This window comes from Cyanobium sp. PCC 7001 (assembly GCF_000155635.1).
GTDB lineage: Bacteria > Cyanobacteriota > Cyanobacteriia > PCC-6307 > Cyanobiaceae > NIES-981.
In genome coordinates this window covers 2089483-2107498 of the sequence record NZ_DS990556.1, presented here as the reverse complement: position 1 = coordinate 2107498, position 18016 = coordinate 2089483, and the positions used below count along the sequence as shown (strand labels likewise).

At 69.8% G+C, this 18016-nt stretch carries 15 protein-coding genes and 1 tRNA gene; 6 read left to right on the top strand and 10 right to left on the bottom strand.

What is annotated here, in order from left to right; genetic code table 11:
* Positions 1–10: 10 nt before the first annotated feature.
* Positions 11–1180 (bottom strand): 8-oxo-dGTP diphosphatase MutT, encoded by a 1170-nt coding sequence (gene mutT, locus CPCC7001_RS10360; RefSeq protein WP_006909564.1) that lies wholly within the window; start codon positions 1178–1180, stop codon positions 11–13.
* Positions 1181–1286: 106 nt separating this feature from the next.
* Between mutT and CPCC7001_RS10355 the strand changes: the two genes are divergently transcribed.
* Positions 1287–2381, top strand: coding sequence for a linear amide C-N hydrolase (locus tag CPCC7001_RS10355; RefSeq protein ID WP_043368945.1), 1095 nt, complete (start codon positions 1287–1289; stop codon positions 2379–2381).
* A 52-nt stretch (positions 2382–2433) separates the two neighbouring features.
* On the opposite strand, the gene CPCC7001_RS14105 is transcribed toward CPCC7001_RS10355, so the two are convergent.
* The 4 genes from CPCC7001_RS14105 to mgtE all read right to left on the bottom strand — a co-directional run bounded on the left by CPCC7001_RS14105 (position 2434) and on the right by mgtE (position 7473).
* A complete protein-coding gene (locus CPCC7001_RS14105) occupies positions 2434–3498 on the bottom strand; it encodes a glycosyltransferase family 2 protein (protein ID WP_050757114.1) in 1065 nt (354 codons plus the stop codon).
* A 4-nt stretch (positions 3499–3502) separates the two neighbouring features.
* The gene (locus CPCC7001_RS10345; RefSeq protein ID WP_006910353.1) at positions 3503–4855 is read right to left on the bottom strand and encodes an NDP-hexose 2,3-dehydratase family protein; all 1353 of its coding nucleotides are present in this window, start codon (positions 4853–4855) and stop codon (positions 3503–3505) included.
* 108 nt (positions 4856–4963) lie between these two features.
* Entirely contained in the window at positions 4964–6007 is a 1044-nt protein-coding gene (locus CPCC7001_RS10340) for an RpoD/SigA family RNA polymerase sigma factor (RefSeq protein ID WP_043368942.1), read from the bottom strand.
* A 59-nt stretch (positions 6008–6066) separates the two neighbouring features.
* Complete coding sequence (gene mgtE, locus CPCC7001_RS10335; protein ID WP_006910855.1) at positions 6067–7473, bottom strand: magnesium transporter; 1407 nt, start codon at positions 7471–7473, stop codon at positions 6067–6069.
* Between the two features lie 85 nt (positions 7474–7558).
* Here mgtE and CPCC7001_RS10330 point away from each other — a divergent pair, with 85 nt between their 5' ends.
* Positions 7559–8029: a glutathione peroxidase gene (locus CPCC7001_RS10330; protein ID WP_006910206.1), complete on the top strand. Its 471-nt coding sequence runs from the start codon at positions 7559–7561 to the stop codon at positions 8027–8029.
* Here the strand turns inward: CPCC7001_RS10330 and CPCC7001_RS10325 are convergent, their stop codons facing one another.
* The gene (locus tag CPCC7001_RS10325) at positions 8030–8359 is read right to left on the bottom strand and encodes a hypothetical protein (protein ID WP_043369941.1); all 330 of its coding nucleotides are present in this window, start codon (positions 8357–8359) and stop codon (positions 8030–8032) included.
* Positions 8360–8372: 13 nt separating this feature from the next.
* On the bottom strand, positions 8373–10331 hold the full coding sequence (gene gyrB, locus CPCC7001_RS10320; RefSeq protein ID WP_006909492.1) for a DNA topoisomerase (ATP-hydrolyzing) subunit B: 1959 nt from the start codon (positions 10329–10331) through the stop codon (positions 8373–8375).
* A gap of 151 nt (positions 10332–10482) precedes the next feature.
* On the opposite strand from gyrB, the gene miaA reads away from it, so the two are divergent.
* Positions 10483–11439 carry a tRNA (adenosine(37)-N6)-dimethylallyltransferase MiaA gene (miaA, locus tag CPCC7001_RS10315; RefSeq protein ID WP_050757112.1) on the top strand — a complete coding sequence of 319 codons (957 nt, stop codon included), beginning with the start codon at positions 10483–10485 and terminating at the stop codon, positions 11437–11439.
* A gap of 123 nt (positions 11440–11562) precedes the next feature.
* On the top strand, positions 11563–12255 hold the full coding sequence (gene infC, locus CPCC7001_RS10310; protein ID WP_006911354.1) for a translation initiation factor IF-3: 693 nt from the start codon (positions 11563–11565) through the stop codon (positions 12253–12255).
* A gap of 1 nt (position 12256) precedes the next feature.
* Here infC and CPCC7001_RS10305 read toward each other — a convergent pair whose 3' ends face one another.
* On the bottom strand, positions 12257–13027 hold the full coding sequence (locus CPCC7001_RS10305; protein WP_006910186.1) for a dienelactone hydrolase family protein: 771 nt from the start codon (positions 13025–13027) through the stop codon (positions 12257–12259).
* A 125-nt stretch (positions 13028–13152) separates the two neighbouring features.
* Here CPCC7001_RS10305 and CPCC7001_RS10300 point away from each other — a divergent pair, with 125 nt between their 5' ends.
* Positions 13153–14142 (top strand): GntR family transcriptional regulator, encoded by a 990-nt coding sequence (locus CPCC7001_RS10300; RefSeq protein ID WP_006910152.1) that lies wholly within the window; start codon positions 13153–13155, stop codon positions 14140–14142.
* 41 nt (positions 14143–14183) lie between these two features.
* Here CPCC7001_RS10300 and CPCC7001_RS10295 read toward each other — a convergent pair.
* A tRNA-Gly gene (locus CPCC7001_RS10295) sits at positions 14184–14255 on the bottom strand.
* Between CPCC7001_RS10295 and cysE the strand changes: the two genes are divergently transcribed.
* The gene (gene cysE, locus CPCC7001_RS10290) at positions 14241–15125 is read left to right on the top strand and encodes a serine O-acetyltransferase (protein ID WP_369699364.1); all 885 of its coding nucleotides are present in this window, start codon (positions 14241–14243) and stop codon (positions 15123–15125) included. The two genes, CPCC7001_RS10295 and cysE, sit on opposite strands and share 15 nt — an antisense overlap.
* Positions 15126–15128: 3 nt before the next feature.
* Here the strand turns inward: cysE and secA are convergent, their stop codons facing one another.
* Positions 15129–18014, bottom strand: a complete 2886-nt coding sequence (secA, locus tag CPCC7001_RS10285) for a preprotein translocase subunit SecA (protein ID WP_006909599.1) — start codon at positions 18012–18014, stop codon at positions 15129–15131.
* Positions 18015–18016: the final 2 nt, after the last annotated feature.

Below are 18016 nucleotides of genomic sequence, written 5' to 3'. Positions count from 1 at the left end.
GCTGACCGGTTCAGGCGGCAGCGTCAGCACTGGACGCGCCGCCGGCAGACGCGGCGGCCTCCAGATGCTCCAGCAGGGCCGTGATGATGCGGGCGTTAGCGGCCGGGAAGGGGTAGTCGGCGAGCTGGCAGGGCTGCACCCAGCGCACCTGCTGACTGGCCAGGGGCTGGGGTTCACCGCCGAGCCAGCGGCACAGGTGCACCACGAAGCGCAGGCGTTTGTGGCTGTAGGCGTGCTCCAGGCTGATCAGCTCCTGGCCCACCTCGGCCTCGATCGCCAGCTCCTCCCGCAGCTCCCGGGCGATGGTGGCCTCGATCGGCTCATCGGCCTCCTGCTTGCCGCCCGGGAATTCCCACAGCCCCCCCAGCAGCCCCTCCGGCAGGCGCTGATCGATCAGCACCTCGCCGGCGTCGTTGAGCACCACCCCCACGCCGATCACCTGGAAGGGCAGCGGGCGGGGAGCGTCCTTCACGGGGAAGCGGGCGGGGTCGCCGGCAGCGTAGGCAGCGCAGTGCCCCTGCCAGGGACAGGCACCGCAGCGGGGCTGACGGGGGGTGCACACGGTGGCGCCCAGATCCATCAGCGCCTGGTTGAAGTCCCGGGGCCGCCGCCGATCGAGCAGGGCCTCGCTCAGCTGCCAGAGCCCCGCGAGCTGACGCGCCGGCGGCCGCGGGCTGGCGGTGAGGCGGGCCAGCACCCGCTTGACATTGCCGTCCAGGATCGCGAAGGGCAGATCAAACGCCGAGGAGAGGATGCTGCCGGCGGTGCTGGGGCCGATCCCCGGCAGCGCCAGCCAGTCGGCCAGATCGCGGGGCCAGGTCTGGCCCAGCAGTTGCTGCGCCCCCTGCTGGAGACGCCGGGCGCGGGAGTAGTAGCCCAGACCCTGCCAGAGGAGCAGCAGATCGCGCTCCTCTGCCGCCGCCAACACCTCCAGGCCGGGCACGTGGGTCATCCAGCGCTGCCAGTAGGGCAGGGCCACCCGCAGCTGGGTCTGCTGCAGCATCACCTCGGCCACCCAGATCGGATAGGGGTCGAGGCCCTCCCCGCCACGGGGCCGGCCACCATCCCCCCGCAGCTTCCAGGGAAGGGTGTGGCGGCCTGAGCCCGCCCACCAGGCCAGGAGCCGCCGGCGCAGCTGCGGCGCCAGCGCGGCGAACGCGTCCCAGCTCGCATCTCCCACTGTCAGCAGCCAAGGATTCCGGCAACCCTGCCAGGGGATGGCATCAACCCGGCGGCCCGGACAACAACCGGGTCCGGATGCTGGCCAGACCGGCAGGCAGCGATCCATGTGCACATCACTCCTCTATCGCGACCGTGCCGGTCGGGCCTATGTGGGCCGCACGCTCGAACTCACGATTGATCTCCCCTACCTGGTGGCACGCTTTCCGGAGGGGCTGGAGCTGGAGTCAGCGTTTCCCGGCCATCCAGCGCTGCGCTGGACCAACCGCTTTGCCGTGCTGGCGGTGACCATGCCAGCGGAGGCACCGGCGCCGGAGCGGAAACCCGGGCCGGGCGAGCTCAAGGTGATCGAAGGACTGAACAGCGCCGGGCTGTCTGTGAGTGTGCAGGCCTACGCAGCGGCCGGCGGTCCCCAGGCGGCGGTGGATCAGGACAAGGCCGTGCTCTCGGCGGCAGACCTGGGGGTGTGGGCCCTGGGCCAGTTCGCCACGGTGGCCGAGGTGAGGGCCGCACTGGAATCCCAGCCCGTGCTGCTGCCGCGGATTCCGATCCTCGGCGGTCTGGAGATGCCCTTCCACTACGGCATCCACGACGCAGGCGGCGACAGCCTGGTTGTGGAGTTTCACAAGGGCCAGCGCACGGTCCTCGACAACCCGGTGGGCGTGCTCACCAACGCACCGCAGTTCTCGTGGCACCTCACCAATCTCAACAACTACACCTTTCTCGACAACATCGACCGGTCCAGGGCGCTCTTCGGTTCCTTTCAAGCGGTGCAGCCGGGCTCAGGCGTCGCCAAAGCCGGCCTGCCGGTGACGGACACCTCGCCGGATCGCTTCATCCGCGCGGCGTTCTATGCCCAGTTCGCCGAAAAGCAGTCGGATGCGGATCAGGCCGTGCGCATGGTCGCCCATCTGATGAACAACTTCGACCGACCGCGGGGCATCACCGTGGATCCGCCCCAGGAGGGAGTGGAGCACCTGCAGGTGGAGGGCGTGGCCGTTCCCCAGGCACCCACGGAGTTCACATCCTGGACGAGCCTGTCTGACCTGGAACGGCGACTGCTCTTCCTGCGCGATGGTGGCGGCATGGACTACGTGCGTCTTGACCTCACGGCCCTGGCAGGGCACACCTCCTTCGTGGCCAAGCCGATGCAGGCGCTGATGGCACCCACGCCCGACGCCAGCCAGGAGCTCGCCGACTGATCCCGGCGCCGGTGCCTCGGGGCCGACCCGCCCGGAGCTGGGTGTTCCCGGGTCAGACCACCCGGTAGCGCTCCGGATCCGCCAGCAGGGTGGAGAGATCCGGCACGGCCGCGAGGGTTTCGCCGGTGCGCAGCCGCAGCAGACGGGAGTGGAAGGCGCCGGGTTTCACCCCCTGGGAGCGCCAGCGCAGCACCTGCCAATCGAGCCCGAACACCCGGAACAGCAGGGCCTGGAGGCGCAGGCCGAGCGTGACCTCGGCCGGCCGGTCCCGGCGCCGCAGCGGCCGGCCCAGCAGCGCCGCCTTCTCCCGCATCCGGCGGGGCACGCGCTCCCGGACCTGCTCAGGGGGGAGGGATTCGAACAGACGGACGAGGCGCTGGTGTTCGGGGGTCACGGCGTTGTAGCGGCGGCGGCTGCCGCGGTGGTTGTGGGTCACCACCCGGATGCCGGCCAGCTCGGGCGTGAAGGCGAAGCGGCCACCGCGGCGCCAGGCGCGCAACAGCCAGTCCCGCAGGGGGGTGCGCCACAGCCGGCTGGAGTGGGTCCAAGTGCCCACCCGGCGGGCGAAGGCGGTGCGCACCAGCCAGAAGCTGCTGGGGTCGTAGAAGAGATCCTCACGCCGCAGCAGCATGCGCAGATCGCGCAGGGCCGGCCCCAGCGTGATCCGCTTCATGAACACGGGCCGGATGCGGCCTTCCGGATCCTCGTGGCAGTTCACCAGCTTCAGGGCCGGAGCCAGGAGCACATCGGCCCGGGCCTGCTCCAGGCGCCGCAGGCCCTGCTCCAGGTGGTCGGGCAGCAGCAGGTCGTCGTGGTTGAGGAAACACACCACCGGCGCGCGCACCAGGGCCAGGCCGAAGGAATTGGGGCCCGACTGCTCCCCGAAGCGCTCGGTGAGGTTGTAGTAACACAGGCGCGGATCGCCCAGCTGCTCGAGCATGGCGCCGGTGTCGGGGTCGCAGCAGTCGCCCACCACCACCGCTTCCCAGTCGGGACAGGTCTGCAGCTGCAGGGCCCGCAGGGTGCTGCGCAGGGCATCCACCCGCCGGTAGGTGGCAATCACGAGGCTGACGCGGGGCGCGGGGGCGGGGGTGGCTGCGGGCGTGGGGGCGGCCATGGGCTCAGAGGTAGGCCAGCAGCATGGAGATCAGGCTGCGGGCTTCGTTGGAGAACACCCCCTGGCGCTTCACCAGCCGCTCGATCTGGGCCAGGGTCATCCAGCTGAGCGAGGGGGACTGGGGCGGCGCCTCGGCGGAATCGAGCAGGGCGATGGTGTAGCGGGCCACCGAGCGGTAGAAACGGCCGCCCTCGTCGGAGTGGAGATTGGAGAGCACGGGGGTGGAGCGCCGGTGCAGCGCCTCCAGCAGCTCCTCCTCGGCATCGAGCTCCGGCACCGGCGAGGGGGCGCCGCCGGCATCCTGCAGCGCCGGTCCGTACTGGAAGCCCTCCTTGAAGCCGATCTCGGCGCGGCAGCGGAACAGCAGGTGTAGCACGCCATCGAACTCCCGCGCCAGCAGCACGGCCGTGCCCTCCCGCTCCTGGGCCACGATCGGCTGGTCCCAGCTGCGCACCTCGCGCTCGCTGGAGCTCACCGCCACCTGGCGCACGTCGAAGCTGCCGGCGGGCCCGAGCAGGCGGAGCTGGCGGCCCTCCAGCCAGTCCACCTGGTCGTCGAGCGGAACGGTGGCCACAGCGAATGGATGGGCGGCCCGCAGCGCCTCGAGGCGCTGGAGGATCAGGGCATCGCTGCTGTGCTCCTGCTCCGGGCCGGAGGCATAGGAGCGCAGCAGGGCCTCGCCGAATCCGCCCTCCCCCCGGCAGCGGCCGAAGGGACCCTCGCCACCGGCCAGGGCCGACCAGTCGGAGGAGGCGAGCACGGAGCGGGCATCGGTGTTGATCTGGAAATCACTCACCAGCAGGGCGCACACCTCCCGCACCGGCGCCCAGCGGTACACGTCGTCGAGGTCCAGCTCCAGGTCGCCGGGCAGCTCCACCGTCATGTTGCGGTTGTACTTGCCCAGGAAACGGGTGCCCTGCTCCGACTGCAGGCTGTCAGCCCGCAGCGTGGCTGCCGGATCGCCGGTGAAGTACTGGAGGAAGGGGGTGGGCTTGCCGTGGTGCAGCCGCTTGTAGTTGCTGCGGGTGGCCTGCACCGAGGGGGCGGCCTGGGCGAGACCGATGTTGCCGGGCTCGGGCTTGGCCTGGATCAGCAGATGGGGTTCGCCGCCGCGCCGCTGCAGCAGGAAGCCGAGGATGCCCACCTCGGGCTGGTTGATCAGGGGCTGGCGCAGGGTGGTGCGGCCGCCGGCGGTGGCCTCCACGCCCACGATGCTGAAGAAGCCACCGGAGTTGTGCTGCAGCGCCCCATCCCGGTAGCGCCACTCGCCGGACTGCTGCCAGGGAATCTCCCGGACGGTCATGTCGCAGAGCCCGCGGCGGCCTTCCAGCCAGGACAACAGCGACTCGGAGGGCATGGGCAGGGCTCAGGACAGGAGCGCCCCGGGGCGCTCAGCGACCGAAACTAACCCTGGAAAGCGCGCTGCCCGGCAGGCCACCTCAGCTGGCCCTATCAGCTGGCCCCATCAGCTGGCCACGTAGGCCTCGACTGCACTGCTGAGCCGGCGCAGGCCCGCCAGACCGTCGCGCTCGAGGTTGCGCACCCGGTCGCGGCTGATGCCCAGGATGCGGCCGATGCCGGTGAGGCTCATGGGCTCGGCCATCTCGGCCGACTGGGGATCGATGCCGTAGCGCATCTTCAGCACCCGCCCCTGCAGCTCCGGCAGCTGCTCCAGCAGCGCCCGCAGGTCTCCCTTCAGGCACTCCCCGTCCACACGCTCCTCCGGCAACTCCCCATCCCCCGCCAGCAGATCCAGCAGCTCCGTGTCCTCCCCATCCCCCACCTTCGTCTCCAGACTCACCGGCTGACGCGCGCGGCACAGCAGGTCCTTCACCTCCTCCTCCGGCAGCTCCACATACCCCGCCAGCTCCGTCACCGTCGGCGTGCGGCCCAGCTCCTGGCTCAGTTCGCGCTGGCCCTTCTTCAGCTTGTTCAGCGTCTCGGTGATGTGGATCGGCAGACGGATCGTGCGGCTCTTCTCCGCAATCGCCCGCGTGATCCCCTGGCGGATCCACCAGTACGCATACGTACTGAACTTGTAGCCCCGCGTCGGGTCGAACTTCTCCACGCCCCGCACCAGGCCGATCGTTCCCTCCTGGATCAGATCCAGCAGCTCCATGTTCCGCTTGGTGTACTTCTTCGCCACGCTCACCACCAGCCGCAGATTCGCCGCCACCATCCGCTCCTTGGCCCGGCGGCCCGCCTGCAGACGCTTCTTCAGCACCGCCGGGCTCAGGCCCGCCGCCTTCGCCAGCTCCGCCGCGCTCGGTGCCGTTCCCCCAGCCCGCATCGTCAGCTCCTGCTCCATCTCCTCCAGCGCCATCAGCTCCTGCACCTGGCGGCCCAGCGTGATCTCCTGCTCGTGGGTCAGCAGCGGCACCCGGCCGATGTCCCGCAGGTAGCTGCGCACCAGATCGCCGTCCAAGGCAGGCACGGAGCGGGCCGGAGCGGAGACCGGCCGCGTCGCGGCGGCGACGGCGGAAGGGGAGGGGGCGAGAGCGAGCGTCATGGTTCAGGCCCTTGAAGATCCGTTAAGCCTAACCTGAAGAAGTGTGAACGCTCTCTCATCTAGCCGATCCGGGCCATGAGCCAGCTCGCCGTGGTGAGGTAGATGAACACCCCGGCCACGTCCGTGGCGGTGGTGATGAAGGGGGCCGACATCAGGGCCGGATCCAGCTTCAGACGGTCGAACAGCAGCGGCAGGGCCGCCCCCGCCGTGGCCGCCAGGGTGGTGATCGCCAGCAGGCTGATCCCCACCGAGAGTCCCACCAGCGGCCCGTCGCCGCGCCACCAGGCCCAGGGCACCACCACCACCAGCATCAGCAGCCCCAGCAGGGCGCCGGCCACCGCCTCCCGCACGATCGTGCGCAAAGGCCCCAGCGACTGGATGCGCTGGGTGCTGAGGCCGCGGATCACCACGGTGGAGCTCTGGGCGCCCACGTTGCCGCCCGTGCCGATCAGCAGGGGGATGAAGGCGGCCAGCACCACCACCTGGCTCAGCACCTCGCCCTGCAGGGCGATCACCTCGGAGGTGAAGCCGTTGGCCACCACGAGCACGGCCAGCCACACCACCCGGCGACGGGCCACGGTGAACAGGTTGCTCTGGAAGTAGTCGTCCTCGTCGCCGGCCTGCACGGCGCCGGCGGCGTAGAGGTCGCGGGTGGCCTCCTGCTCGATCACGTCGATCACGTCGTCAACCGTGACGATCCCCACCAGCCGCTCCTCCCGGTCCACCACCGGCACGGCCAGGAAGTCGTAGCGCTGGATCGCCCGCGCCACCTCCTCCTGGTCGGTCTCGGTGGACACGCTCACCACCTCCCGCGTCATCACATCACCGATGCGGTCCTTGGGATCGGCCACCACCAGATCCCGCAGCGACAGGATGCCGGTGAGATGGCGGGAGCCATCGGTCACGTAGAGGGAGTAGACGGTCTCGGTGTCGCGGGCCCGCCGCCGCACCAGTTCCAGGGCCTGGGCGGCGCTGTGGAATTCCTTGAGGTCGATGAACTCGGTGGTCATCAGCCGGCCCGCCGTTTCGGGCTCGTAGCCGAGCAGCTGGGCGGTGACCCGCCGCTCCGCCGGGCTCAGCTCGGCCAGCAGGCGCCGCACCACCTTGGCGGGCAGCTCATCGAACAGCCGCACCCGATCGTCGGGCGACATCCGCTCCACCAGCTCCAGCACCTCGCCCGAGCGGAGCCGATCGAGCAGGCTCTGCTGCACGGTGCCGTCGAGGTACTCGTACACCTCGATCGCCTCGTCCTTGGGCAGCAGGCGGAAGGCCAAGGCCTGGAGGGTGCGGGGCAGGGTGCCGATCGCCTCGGCGATGTCCACCTCCTGCACCGGCTGGAGCAGCAGCTTGGCGCCGTCGTAATTGCCGGCCTCCAGCAGGGTCGCGAGCTGGCGCGACACCACCTCGGCCAGCACCACGCGGCTGCCCGCGGCGGTCTCGTGGTTCGGGGCGTTCGCCTCGCTCATCGGCTCAGTGGCACCCGCTGCTGGAGTTTATGGGCCGGGGGCCATCGCGCAGCCGCTAGCGTCCGCCGGCCCGACGTGCAACTCCATGACCGTGAACGTGAGCGATGTAGTGGTGCGTGATGCCGAAGGCGGCGAGCGCCGGCTGGGCGAGTGGAACGGCCAGGTGCTGCTGATCGTGAACGTGGCCAGCCGCTGCGGCTTCACCCGCCAGTACGCCGGCCTCCAGAAGCTGCAGGACACCTACGGGCCCAAGGGCCTGGCCGTGCTCGGCTTCCCCTGCAACGACTTCGGCGCCCAGGAACCCGGCACCCTGCCGGAGATCCAGCAGTTCTGCTCCACCACCTACGGCGCCGATTTCACCCTGTTCGACAAGGTGGCGATGGCCGAGGCGCCCTACACCACCCTCACCCAGGCGGACCCGGCCGGGCCGGTGGCCTGGAACTTCGAGAAGTTCCTGGTGGGCAAGGACGGCACGGTGCTGGCCCGCTTCAAGAGCGGCGTGGAGCCCGAATCCGCGGAGATCACCGGGGCGATCGAGGCGGCCCTGGCGGCCTGATCAGCCGGCCAGCCAGCCGCGGCGGCTGCCGGCCGGGCCCTCCAGCTGCACCTGCAGCCAGCGCTCACCGCCGGGCTGCACCCAGGCCCGCAGCACCCGCAGGGGCTCGCCGGCGGAGGCTTCGCTGATCACCGGCGCCTGGTGCTCAGGCGCACAGCGCAGCACCTGGGGCACCGGGCTCAGCAGCGGTTCGCGGCTGCTCTGGCGCCGGCGCAGTTCCGGAGCGCGCCACTCGGCCCCACCAGCCGGCAGGGCGGCCGGTGCCACCAGGGCGAAACCCAGCAGGGCGATCCAGCGCCAGGCCGCGAGCAGGGGTGGGGAGGAACCCATCGAGGAACCCATCTCAGATGTCGAGCTGGGCAAGGTCGAGCTCGGCGCTGTGGGTCTCGATGAACTCGCGGCGGGGGGCCACCTTGTCGCCCATCAGGATCGTGAAGATGCGATCGGCCTCGAGGGCATCCTCGATCTCCACCCGTTTCATCATCCGGGTGGCCGGATCCATGGTGGTTTCCCACAGCTGCTGGGGCATCATTTCGCCCAGACCCTTGAACCGCTGGATGGTGTAGTTGGCCTTCTCGCCGAAGCTCTCGATGGTCTTCTTGAGGTCGCCTTCGTTGTAGCAATAGGTGTGGTTCTTGCCCCGTTCAACTTTGTAGAGCGGCGGGCAGGCGATGTAGATGTAGCCGCCTTCCACCAGCGCCTTCTGATAGCGGAAGAAGAAAGTGAGGATCAGGGTGCGGATGTGGGCACCGTCCACATCGGCGTCGGTCATGATCACGATGCGGTGGTAGCGGAGATTCTTCTCGTCGAAGTCTTCGCCCTTGATGCCCAGGCCCAGGGCAGTGATCAGGGCCTGGATCTCCGTGTTCTTGTAGATCTTGGCGTCGTCGGTCTTCTCGATGTTGAGGATCTTGCCGCGTAGGGGCAGGATGGCCTGGAAGCGCCGGTCACGGCCCTGTTTGGCGGAGCCTCCGGCGGAATCGCCCTCCACGATGTAGATCTCCGATTCGGAGGGGTCGCGGGAGGAGCAGTCGGCCAGCTTGCCGGGCAGGGTGGAGCTCTCGAGCACGCTCTTGCGGCGCACCAGCTCCCGGGCCCGGCGGGCGGCCTCGGCGGCATTGAAGGCCTGGATGGCCTTCTCGAGGATCAGGTCGATCACCGAGGGGTTGAATTCCAGGAATTCCCCGAGGGCTTCGCCCACCAGGGTGTCCACGATGCCGCGCACCTCGGTGTTGCCGAGTTTGGTCTTGGTCTGGCCCTCGAACTCGGGCTCCGGCACCTTCACCGACAGCACGGCGGTGAGGCCTTCGCGGATGTTCTCGCCGGCCAGGTTGGCATCGGCATCCTTGCGCTTGCCGCGCTTCTTGGCGAAGGCGTTGAGGGTGCGGGTGAGCACCGTCTTGAGGCCCTCGATGTGGGTGCCGCCATCCACGGTGCGGATGTTGTTGGCGAAGCCGAGGATGCTGTCGGAGTAGGCGTCCACGCACCACTGCAGCGCGGCCTCCACCTGAACACCCTCCTTCTCGGCGTTCACGTAGATGATGTCGGGATGAAGCGGATCCTTCTCCGCATTCATGTAGGCGACATACTCCTTGATGCCGCCCTCGTAGAAGTAGATGTCCTCGTGGGGTTCGCCGGCGGCGTTGCGGGCACTCTGCCGCTCATCGCGGAACACGATGCGCACGCCGCCGTTGAGGTAGGCGAGTTCGCGCAGACGGGAGGAGAGGGTGGCGTAATCGAAGCTGATGCCGCCGGTGAAGATCTCGCTGTCGGGCTTGAAGCACACGGTGGTGCCGGTGCGGCCCTTCTCCCCCGGGGCTGAGGCGAGGCTGCCGATCGCCGCGCCGCGCTCGAAGCGTTGGGTGTGCACCTGGTCATGGCGGTACACGGTGACCTGCACCCACTCGGAGAGGGCGTTGACCACCGACACGCCCACGCCGTGGAGGCCGCCCGACACCTTGTAGCCGCCGGAGCCGAACTTGCCGCCGGCATGGAGCACGGTGAGCACCGTTTCCAGGGCGCTCTTGCCCGTGCGGGGGTGGATGTCGGTGGGGATGCCGCGGCCGTTGTCGGAAACGGCACAGGAGCCGTCCTCGTTGAGCACCACCAGGATCTGGTCGCAGTGGCCGGCCAGGGCCTCGTCCACCGCGTTGTCCACCACCTCGTACACCAGGTGGTGCAGACCCCGGGGGCCGGTGGAGCCGATGTACATCCCGGGCCGCTTGCGCACCGGTTCCAGGCCTTCCAGCACCTGGATCTGCTCGGCGCCGTACGCGGCCTGAACTTTCGTGGCTTCGCTCATGCGGGAGGGGCTTCCCAGGGGTCGGGCAGAGGCGGCGACTGGCCCTGGGCAAGAGGGGGCGAGAAGCGGTGAAACCCCTTCTCCAGCGGGCAATCTACCACCGGGCACCGGGGTTTCAGGCGGGGCGGCGGCCAGCTGCCAGGGTGGGGGAATGGCCTCCCCCGCGCCTGCCCCCGCGCCACCGCCTGCGCCTGCACCGACGCCCCTGGTGATCGTGCTGCTGGGGCCCACCGCCAGCGGCAAGACGGAGCTGGCGATCGGCCTGGCCCGGGCGCTCGAGCTGGCGGTGCTGAACGTGGACTCCCGCCAGCTCTATCGCGGCATGGACGTGGGCACCGCCAAGCCCACCCCGGCCGAACAGGCCCAGGTGCGCCATGAACTGCTCGACCTGCGGGATCCTGACCAGCCGATCAACCTGGAGGAGTTCCGGGCCGTGGCGGCGGCCCAGATCCAGGCCGAGCTGGAGCGGCCCCGCCCGGGCCGGCCGCTGGCCCTGCTGGCCGGCGGCAGCGGCCTCTATCTCAAGGCCCTCACCCAGGGACTGCGCCCGCCGGCCGTGCCGCCCCAGCCGGCCCTGCGCCGGCAATTCAGCGCCCTGGGGCAGCCCACCTGCCACCAGCTGCTGCGGGCCGCCGATCCGATCGCCGCGGGACGCATCGCTGCGGCCGACTCGGTGCGCACCCAGCGGGCCCTGGAGGTGCTCTATGCCACCGGGCGGCCCCTCTCCAGCCAGCAGGGCTGCACGCCGCCGCCCTGGCAGGTGCTGGAGCTGGGACTCGACCCGCCCGACCTGCGCGAGCGCATCCGCCGCCGCACCGTGGCCCTCTACGCCGGCGGGCTGCTGGAGGAAACGGCCCGGCTGCGGCAGCGCTACGGCGCCGATCTGCCGCTGCTCGCCACCATCGGCTACGGCGAGGCCCTGCAGGTGCTGGAGGGCCACCTGGATGAAGCGGCCGCCATCGCGCTCACCACCCGGCACACCCAGCAGTTCGCCAAGCGGCAGCGCACCTGGTTCCGGCGTCAGCACCGGCCGCTGTGGCTGGAGGGCGACACCACGGCCCTGCGGCTGGAGCAGGCGTTGCGGGAGATCAGACGCGTTCTACTGTGAAGGGTGTGCCTCTGTGCGCCGCGGCCTCCCAGCCCTGCGCGAACCACGGGGCCCACGCGAGCCCAGAGCGTCCGGACCCGCAACCCCCGCAAACCTCAACCCCCCAAACCTCAACCCCACTGAATGCCCCGTCCCCGTTTTGACCGTCGTGCTCCCGTTCGGGAGCTGCCCAACATCAATGAGCGGATCAACTATCCCCAGTTGCGGGTGGTCGACGCCGACGGCAGTCAACTTGGAGTGATCACGCGGGAGGCGGCCCTGGAGGTGGCGCGGGACCGGGAGCTCGACCTGGTGCTGGTGAGCGAGAAGGCCGATCCGCCGGTGTGCCGGATCATGGACTACGGCAAGTACAAATTCGAGCAGGAGAAGAAGGCCAAGGAGGCCAAGAAGAAGTCGCACCAGACCGAAGTCAAGGAGGTCAAGATGCGCTACAAGATCGACCAGCACGACTACGACGTGCGGATCGGTCAGGCCTCCCGCTTCCTCAAGGCGGGCGACAAGGTGAAGTGCACCGTGATCTTCCGCGGCCGCGAGATCCAGCACACGGCCCTGGCTGAAGTGCTGCTGATGCGCATGGCCAAGGACCTCGAAGCCGCAGCCGAGATCCAGCAGCCCCCCAAACGGGAGGGCCGCAACATGATCATGTTCCTGAGCCCGCGCAAGGCCGCGGCGGCCAAGGGCGGCGGCGGCAAGCCCGCCCCGGCCAAACCCGCTCCCGTGAAAGCCGCGCCCGTCAAGTCCGTGGTGCGCTCCGGCGGCACGACGGCGGCCGGGGGCCCCGAGGCCAGCGCGGCCGAACCGAAACCGGCTGGCTGAGTCAGCCCAGGCGCTCGGCGAACAGCTCCAGCATCTGGCGCCAGCCCTCGGCGGCGGCCTCGGGCGCGAAGTCACCGCGGTGCTCGCACATGTAGCCGTGGCCGGCCCCCGGCGCCACCACCAGGCGCCTCAGCCGCTCCGGGTGCCGACGTCCGTCGGCCTCGAGGGCGGCGGCGATGGCCTGCTGTTCCTCGGGGGGCATGAGCGGATCCTCGGCGCCGCAGAAACAGAGCAGGTGACCGGGGATGCGGGGCACCACCTCCAGGCTGGGCGGACCGCCGCCGGGGCGGAACACCGACACCCGGGCGCCGTAGAAGTCACAGGTGGCGGCCACGCCGTCAAGGCTGGCCACCAGCAGGGCGAGGTGGCCGCCGAAGCAGAAGCCCACACAGCCCACCGGCCGCTGCTCGAGGCCGGGCTGGGCCTGCAGCCAGGCGATGGCGCGGCCGGCGTCAGCGAGGCTGTCAGCCGCCGTCACCTGATCGCGGTGCAGACGGCCCGCCGCCAGGCCCGCCTCGTCGTAGCTCACATCCAGATCCGGGGCGGTGCGGGCGAAGATCGGCAGGGCCAGGGCGGCGTAGCCGGCGGCGGCGAGGCGATCCGCCACGGAGCGCACCCAGCTGTTGAGGCCGAACACCTCAGGCAGCACCACCACCGCCGCCCGCGGCGCCCGGCCCTCCGGCCGGGCCCACCAGCAGCGCAGCGGCACGGCACCCTCGGCGGTGAGGTTCTGCCAGCCGGAGAGCACCGGCAGGGGAGCGGCGGCAGCCATGGAAGCCAGGGATCGCTGCGCCGATTCTGGCCACGAACCGGCACACTCCCGTATGCCAACGGGGGGATTGTCCGCGTGGCGGATGCTCCGTAAGGTGTGCCCCTGCTCCCCAGGCCCACTCCGGCGTGCGATTCCACATCCAGCAGGAAAGCGACATCCCGGCGTCGACCCAGCTCTACAACCAGATCTGCTTCGCGATCGCGGCGCGCCACTACCCGCCCGGTCACCGGCTGCCCAGCACGCGCCAGCTGGCGATGCAGACCGGCCTGCACCGCAACACGATCAGCAAGGTGTACCGGCAGCTGGAGACCGACGGCGTGGTGGAGGCCATGGCGGGCTCCGGCATCTACGTGCGCGACCAGCAGAAGCCGCGCGAGATCAAGCCGCCGCCGGGCCCCCGCAGCCGGGCCCTGCCCGACCTCGACCGCCAGGTGCGCGAGAGCATCGACGGCCTGCTCAACGGCGGCTGCACCCTGCAGCAGGCGCGCGACATGCTCACCCGCGAGATCGACTGGCGGCTGCGCTGCGGCGCCCGCGTGCTGGTGAGCACGCCGCGGGAGGACATCGGCGCCTCGATGCTGATCGCCGAGGAGCTGGCCCCGAACCTGGAGGTGCCGGTGGAGGTGGTGCCGATGGAGGAGCTGGAGGGGGTGCTGGAAACCTCGAACAACGGCACGGTGGTGACCAGCCGCTACTTCCTGCAGCCGGTGGAGGAGATCGCCAAGCGCCACGGGGTGCGGGCGGTGCCGGTGGACCTCAACGACTTCCGCCACGAGCTCGGTCTGCTCAAGGAGCTGCGGGCCGGCAGCTGCGTGGGGCTGGTGAGCATCAGCCCCGGCATCCTGCGGGCCGCCGAGGTGATCCTGCACAGCCTGCGGGGCAACGAACTGCTGGTGATGACGGCCAACCCCGACACCGGCAGCCGGCTGCTGGCCCTGCTGCGGGCGGCCAGCCATGTGCTGTGCGACCGGCCGAGCCTGCCACTGGTGGAGCAGAGCCTGCGTCAGAACCGGGCCCAGCTGATGCGCATGCCGGTGGTGCACTGCGCCCAGAGCTACCTGGGCAGCGCCACGATCGATCAGCTCCGCAAGGAGATCGGCGTGATGGCCGCCTAGGGCAGGCCACTCGACCAGCTGGCTCCACAGCTGTCTCGACAAGCGGATGAAGAGATTCGAACTCTCGACCCTCTCCTTGGCAAGGAGATGCTCTACCACTGAGCTACATCCGCAGGCACCGCGGGCTGCGGCTGAAACCGCTGCCAGGGGCTGGCCGGCATCGCCGACGGGCTGATCATGCACGAGCGGGGGCCCCTCGGTCAAACGCCGCCGGGGTCCGGCAGGATGCCTGCATGTTCAAGGCAATCCGGGCCGACCTGGCAATCATCAAGGAGCGCGACCCCGCCGCCCGGGGCACGCTCGAGATCCTGCTGTGTTATCCCGGACTGCACGCCCTGGTGCTGCACCGCATCAGCCACCGGCTCTGGCGCGGTGGCCTGCCGCTGCTGCCGCGGCTGCTGAGCCAGGTGGGGCGGCTGCTCACCGGCATCGAGATCCACCCGGGAGCCCAGATCGGCCACGGGGTGTTCATCGACCACGGCATGGGCGTGGTGATCGGCGAAACCACCGTGGTGGGCGACAACTGCCTGCTCTACCAGGGGGTGACCCTGGGCGGCACCGGCAAGGCCCACGGCAAGCGGCACCCCACCCTGGCCGAGAACGTGGTGGTGGGCGCCGGCGCCAAGGTGCTCGGCGCGATCACGGTGGGGGCCAACACCCGCATCGGGGCGGGCTCGGTGGTGCTGCGCGACGTGGAGCCCGACTCCACCGTGGTGGGCATCCCGGGGCGGGTGGTGCACCAGAGCGGCGTGCGGGTGGATCCGCTGGCCCACTCGGCCCTGCCCGACACCGAGGCGCGGGTCATCCGCAACCTGATGGAGCGGATCGACGCCCTGGAGGGGGAGCTGGCGCGGGCCCAGGCCTGCCTGCGGGAGGTGGCGGCGGGCCGGCCCCTGCTGGAGCCCTGCCGCGGCGAGGCCCAGAACCTCAAGGACCGGGAGATCCTGGAGTTCCTGGGCGACAACCCCGGCACCACCCGCTGAGCTTCAGACGGTGGCGCCCTGGGGGGCGGGGGCCGGCTGGAACATGAACATCGAATAGATCACGTTGCGGCGCATCTGGGTCATCATCTCAAGGAACATGTCGTAGCCCTCGTTCTTGTATTCGATCAGCGGATCCTTCTGGCCGTAGCCGCGCAGACCCACCGATTCGCGCAGGGCATCCATCGCCTGGAGGTGTTCGCGCCAGAGGGTGTCGATCTGCTGGAGGATGAAGAAGCGCTCGGCTTCCCGCATCAGGCCCGGCCGCTGCTGCTCGATCTGGCCCTCCTTGATGTCGTAGGCATTGCGCATCTGCTCCTGCAGAAAGGCCTTGAGCTCCTCGGTGCCCAGGCCCTTGAGCTGCTCGGGCTCGAGATCCTCCAGCAGGTAGATGAACTCCTTCACCTTGGCCACCAGGCGGCTGAGATCCCACTCCTCGGGCGGCAGGTCAGGATTCACGTAGGCCTCCACGATGTCGTCGATGGTGCGCTCGCCATAGCCGATCACCTGCTGCTTGAGCTCGCGGCCCTCCAGCACGCGTCGGCGCTCGGCATACACCGCCTTGCGCTGGTTGTTCATCACCTCGTCGTACTCGAACACCTGCTTGCGGATGTCGTAGTAGTACGTCTCCACCTTCTTCTGGGCCCCCTCCAGCGAGCGGGTGAGCATGCCGGATTCGATCGGCATGTCCTCCTCCACGCGGAAGGCATTCATCAGGCCCGCCACCCGATCGCCGCCGAAGATCCGCAGCAGGTTGTCCTCCAGGGAGAGGAAGAAGCGGGTGGAGCCGGGGTCGCCCTGGCGACCGGCACGGCCGCGCAGCTGGTTGTCGACCCGACGGGATTCGTGGCGCTCGGTGCCGATCACGTGCAGACCGCCGGCCTCACGCACCCTGGCCTCCTCCTGTTTCACCACCGCGTCGTAGGTGGCCTTCACCGCATTGATGCACTCGCGCAGCTGCTGGATCTGGGGGTCGTCGGTGGGGGCCTTCTCTGCGGCCTGGGCGATGCGGTCCTCCAGCTCGAGCACGGTGAGGCTGCGATCACCCCAGGCCTTCACCAGCTCGCGGGAGAGGGTCACCAGGGCGAGCTCCTGCTCCTCGGGCAGCTCGCAGGGATAGAGGGCGCCGATGGCCCGGGCTTCGCTGGGGGCGGAACCGTTGGGGGAGGCCCCCTTGCCGCCCCTGCCGCCGCCGAAGCCGGAGACCTCGGCGGAGCGCTGCAGAGGCACCGGCGGGCGGTGGCCCTCCTCGGGCCGCACCAGCACGGGCAGCAGCACCTCCCGCAGCTTGAGGCGGGCCATGTAGTCGCTGTTGCCGCCCAGGATGATGTCGGTGCCGCGGCCGGCCATGTTGGTGGCGATGGTCACGGCGCCGGCACGGCCGGCCTGGGCCACGATCTCGGCCTCCCGCTCCACGTTCTCGGGCTTGGCGTTGAGCAGGTTGTGGGGGATCTGCTGCTCGGCCAGCAGGGCGGAGAGCAGCTCCGACTTCTCCACACTGGTGGTGCCCACCAGCACGGGGCGGCCGGAGTTGTTCACCTCGGCGATCTCCAGGGCCACGGCGCGCCACTTGGCGGGCTCGGTCTTGTACACCTGGTCGGTCCAGTCGGCGCGGGAGCGGGGCCGGTTGGTGGGCACCACGGTGACCTCGAGCTTGTAGGTCTTCTCGAACTCCACCTCCTCGGTCTTGGCGGTGCCGGTCATGCCGGCCAGGCGGGGATAGAGCAGGAAGAAGTTCTGATAGGTGATCGAGGCGAGCGTCTGGGTTTCGGGCTGGATGGGCAGGTTCTCCTTGGCCTCGATCGCCTGGTGCTGGCCATCGCTCCAGCGGCGGCCCGGCATCACGCGACCGGTGAACTCATCCACGATCACGGCATCGCTGCCGCGCACGATGTAGTTCACGTCCTTGATGAACAGCTCCTTGGCCTTGAGGGCGTTGTTGATGTAGTGGGCCCAGGGATCGGCCGGGTCGAACAGATCGCTTACCCCCAGCATCTCCTCCGCCTTGGCGAAGCCCTCGTCGGTGAGGGTGCAGCTGCGCTGCTTCTCGTCCACCTCGTAGTCACCTTCGGGGTCGATGCCGTCCTTGCCCAGCTCGGCCGCCCGCACCAACCGCTCGGCCACCTCGGCCGCCTTCTGGTACTTCTCCTGGGGCCTTTCCACCTGGCCGGAGATGATCAGGGGGGTGCGGGCCTCATCGATCAGGATCGAGTCGACCTCGTCAATCACGCAGTAGTGGAAATCGCGCTGCACCACCTCGGCGATGTCGGTGGCCATGTTGTCGCGCAGGTAGTCGAACCCGAGCTCTGAGTTGGTGGCGTAGGTGATGTCGCAGGCGTAGTTGTCGCGCCGGTCATAGGGCGTCATGTCCTGCTGGATCAGCCCCACCGAGAGGCCGAGGAAGCGGTGGATCTGGCCCATCCACTCGGCGTCGCGGCGGGCCAGGTAGTCGTTCACCGTCACCACGTGCACGCCGCGGCCGGTGAGGGCGTTGAGATAGCTGGGCAGGGTGGCCACCAGGGTCTTGCCCTCGCCGGTCTTCATCTCGGCGATCTGGCCGTCATGGAGCACCATGCCGCCGATCAGCTGCACGTCGAAGTGGCGCATGCCGAGCACCCGCTTGCCGGCCTCGCGCACCACGGCGAAGGCCTGGGGCAGCAGGTCATCGAGCAGGTTGCGCTCCCGCTCCAGGGTGGCCTCGAGGGTCAGCCCGCGGCTGCGGCACTCCTCCTGATGGCTGGCCAGCTTCTGGCGGAACTCGCCGGTGAGGCCGCGCAGCTCGTCGTCCGAGAGGGGGGCGATCTCCTCCTCCAGCAGGTTCACGTCGGAGACGACCGGCTGGTAGCGCTTCAGCTTGCGGGCATTGGGGTCACCCAGCAGGAGCTTGAGCATGG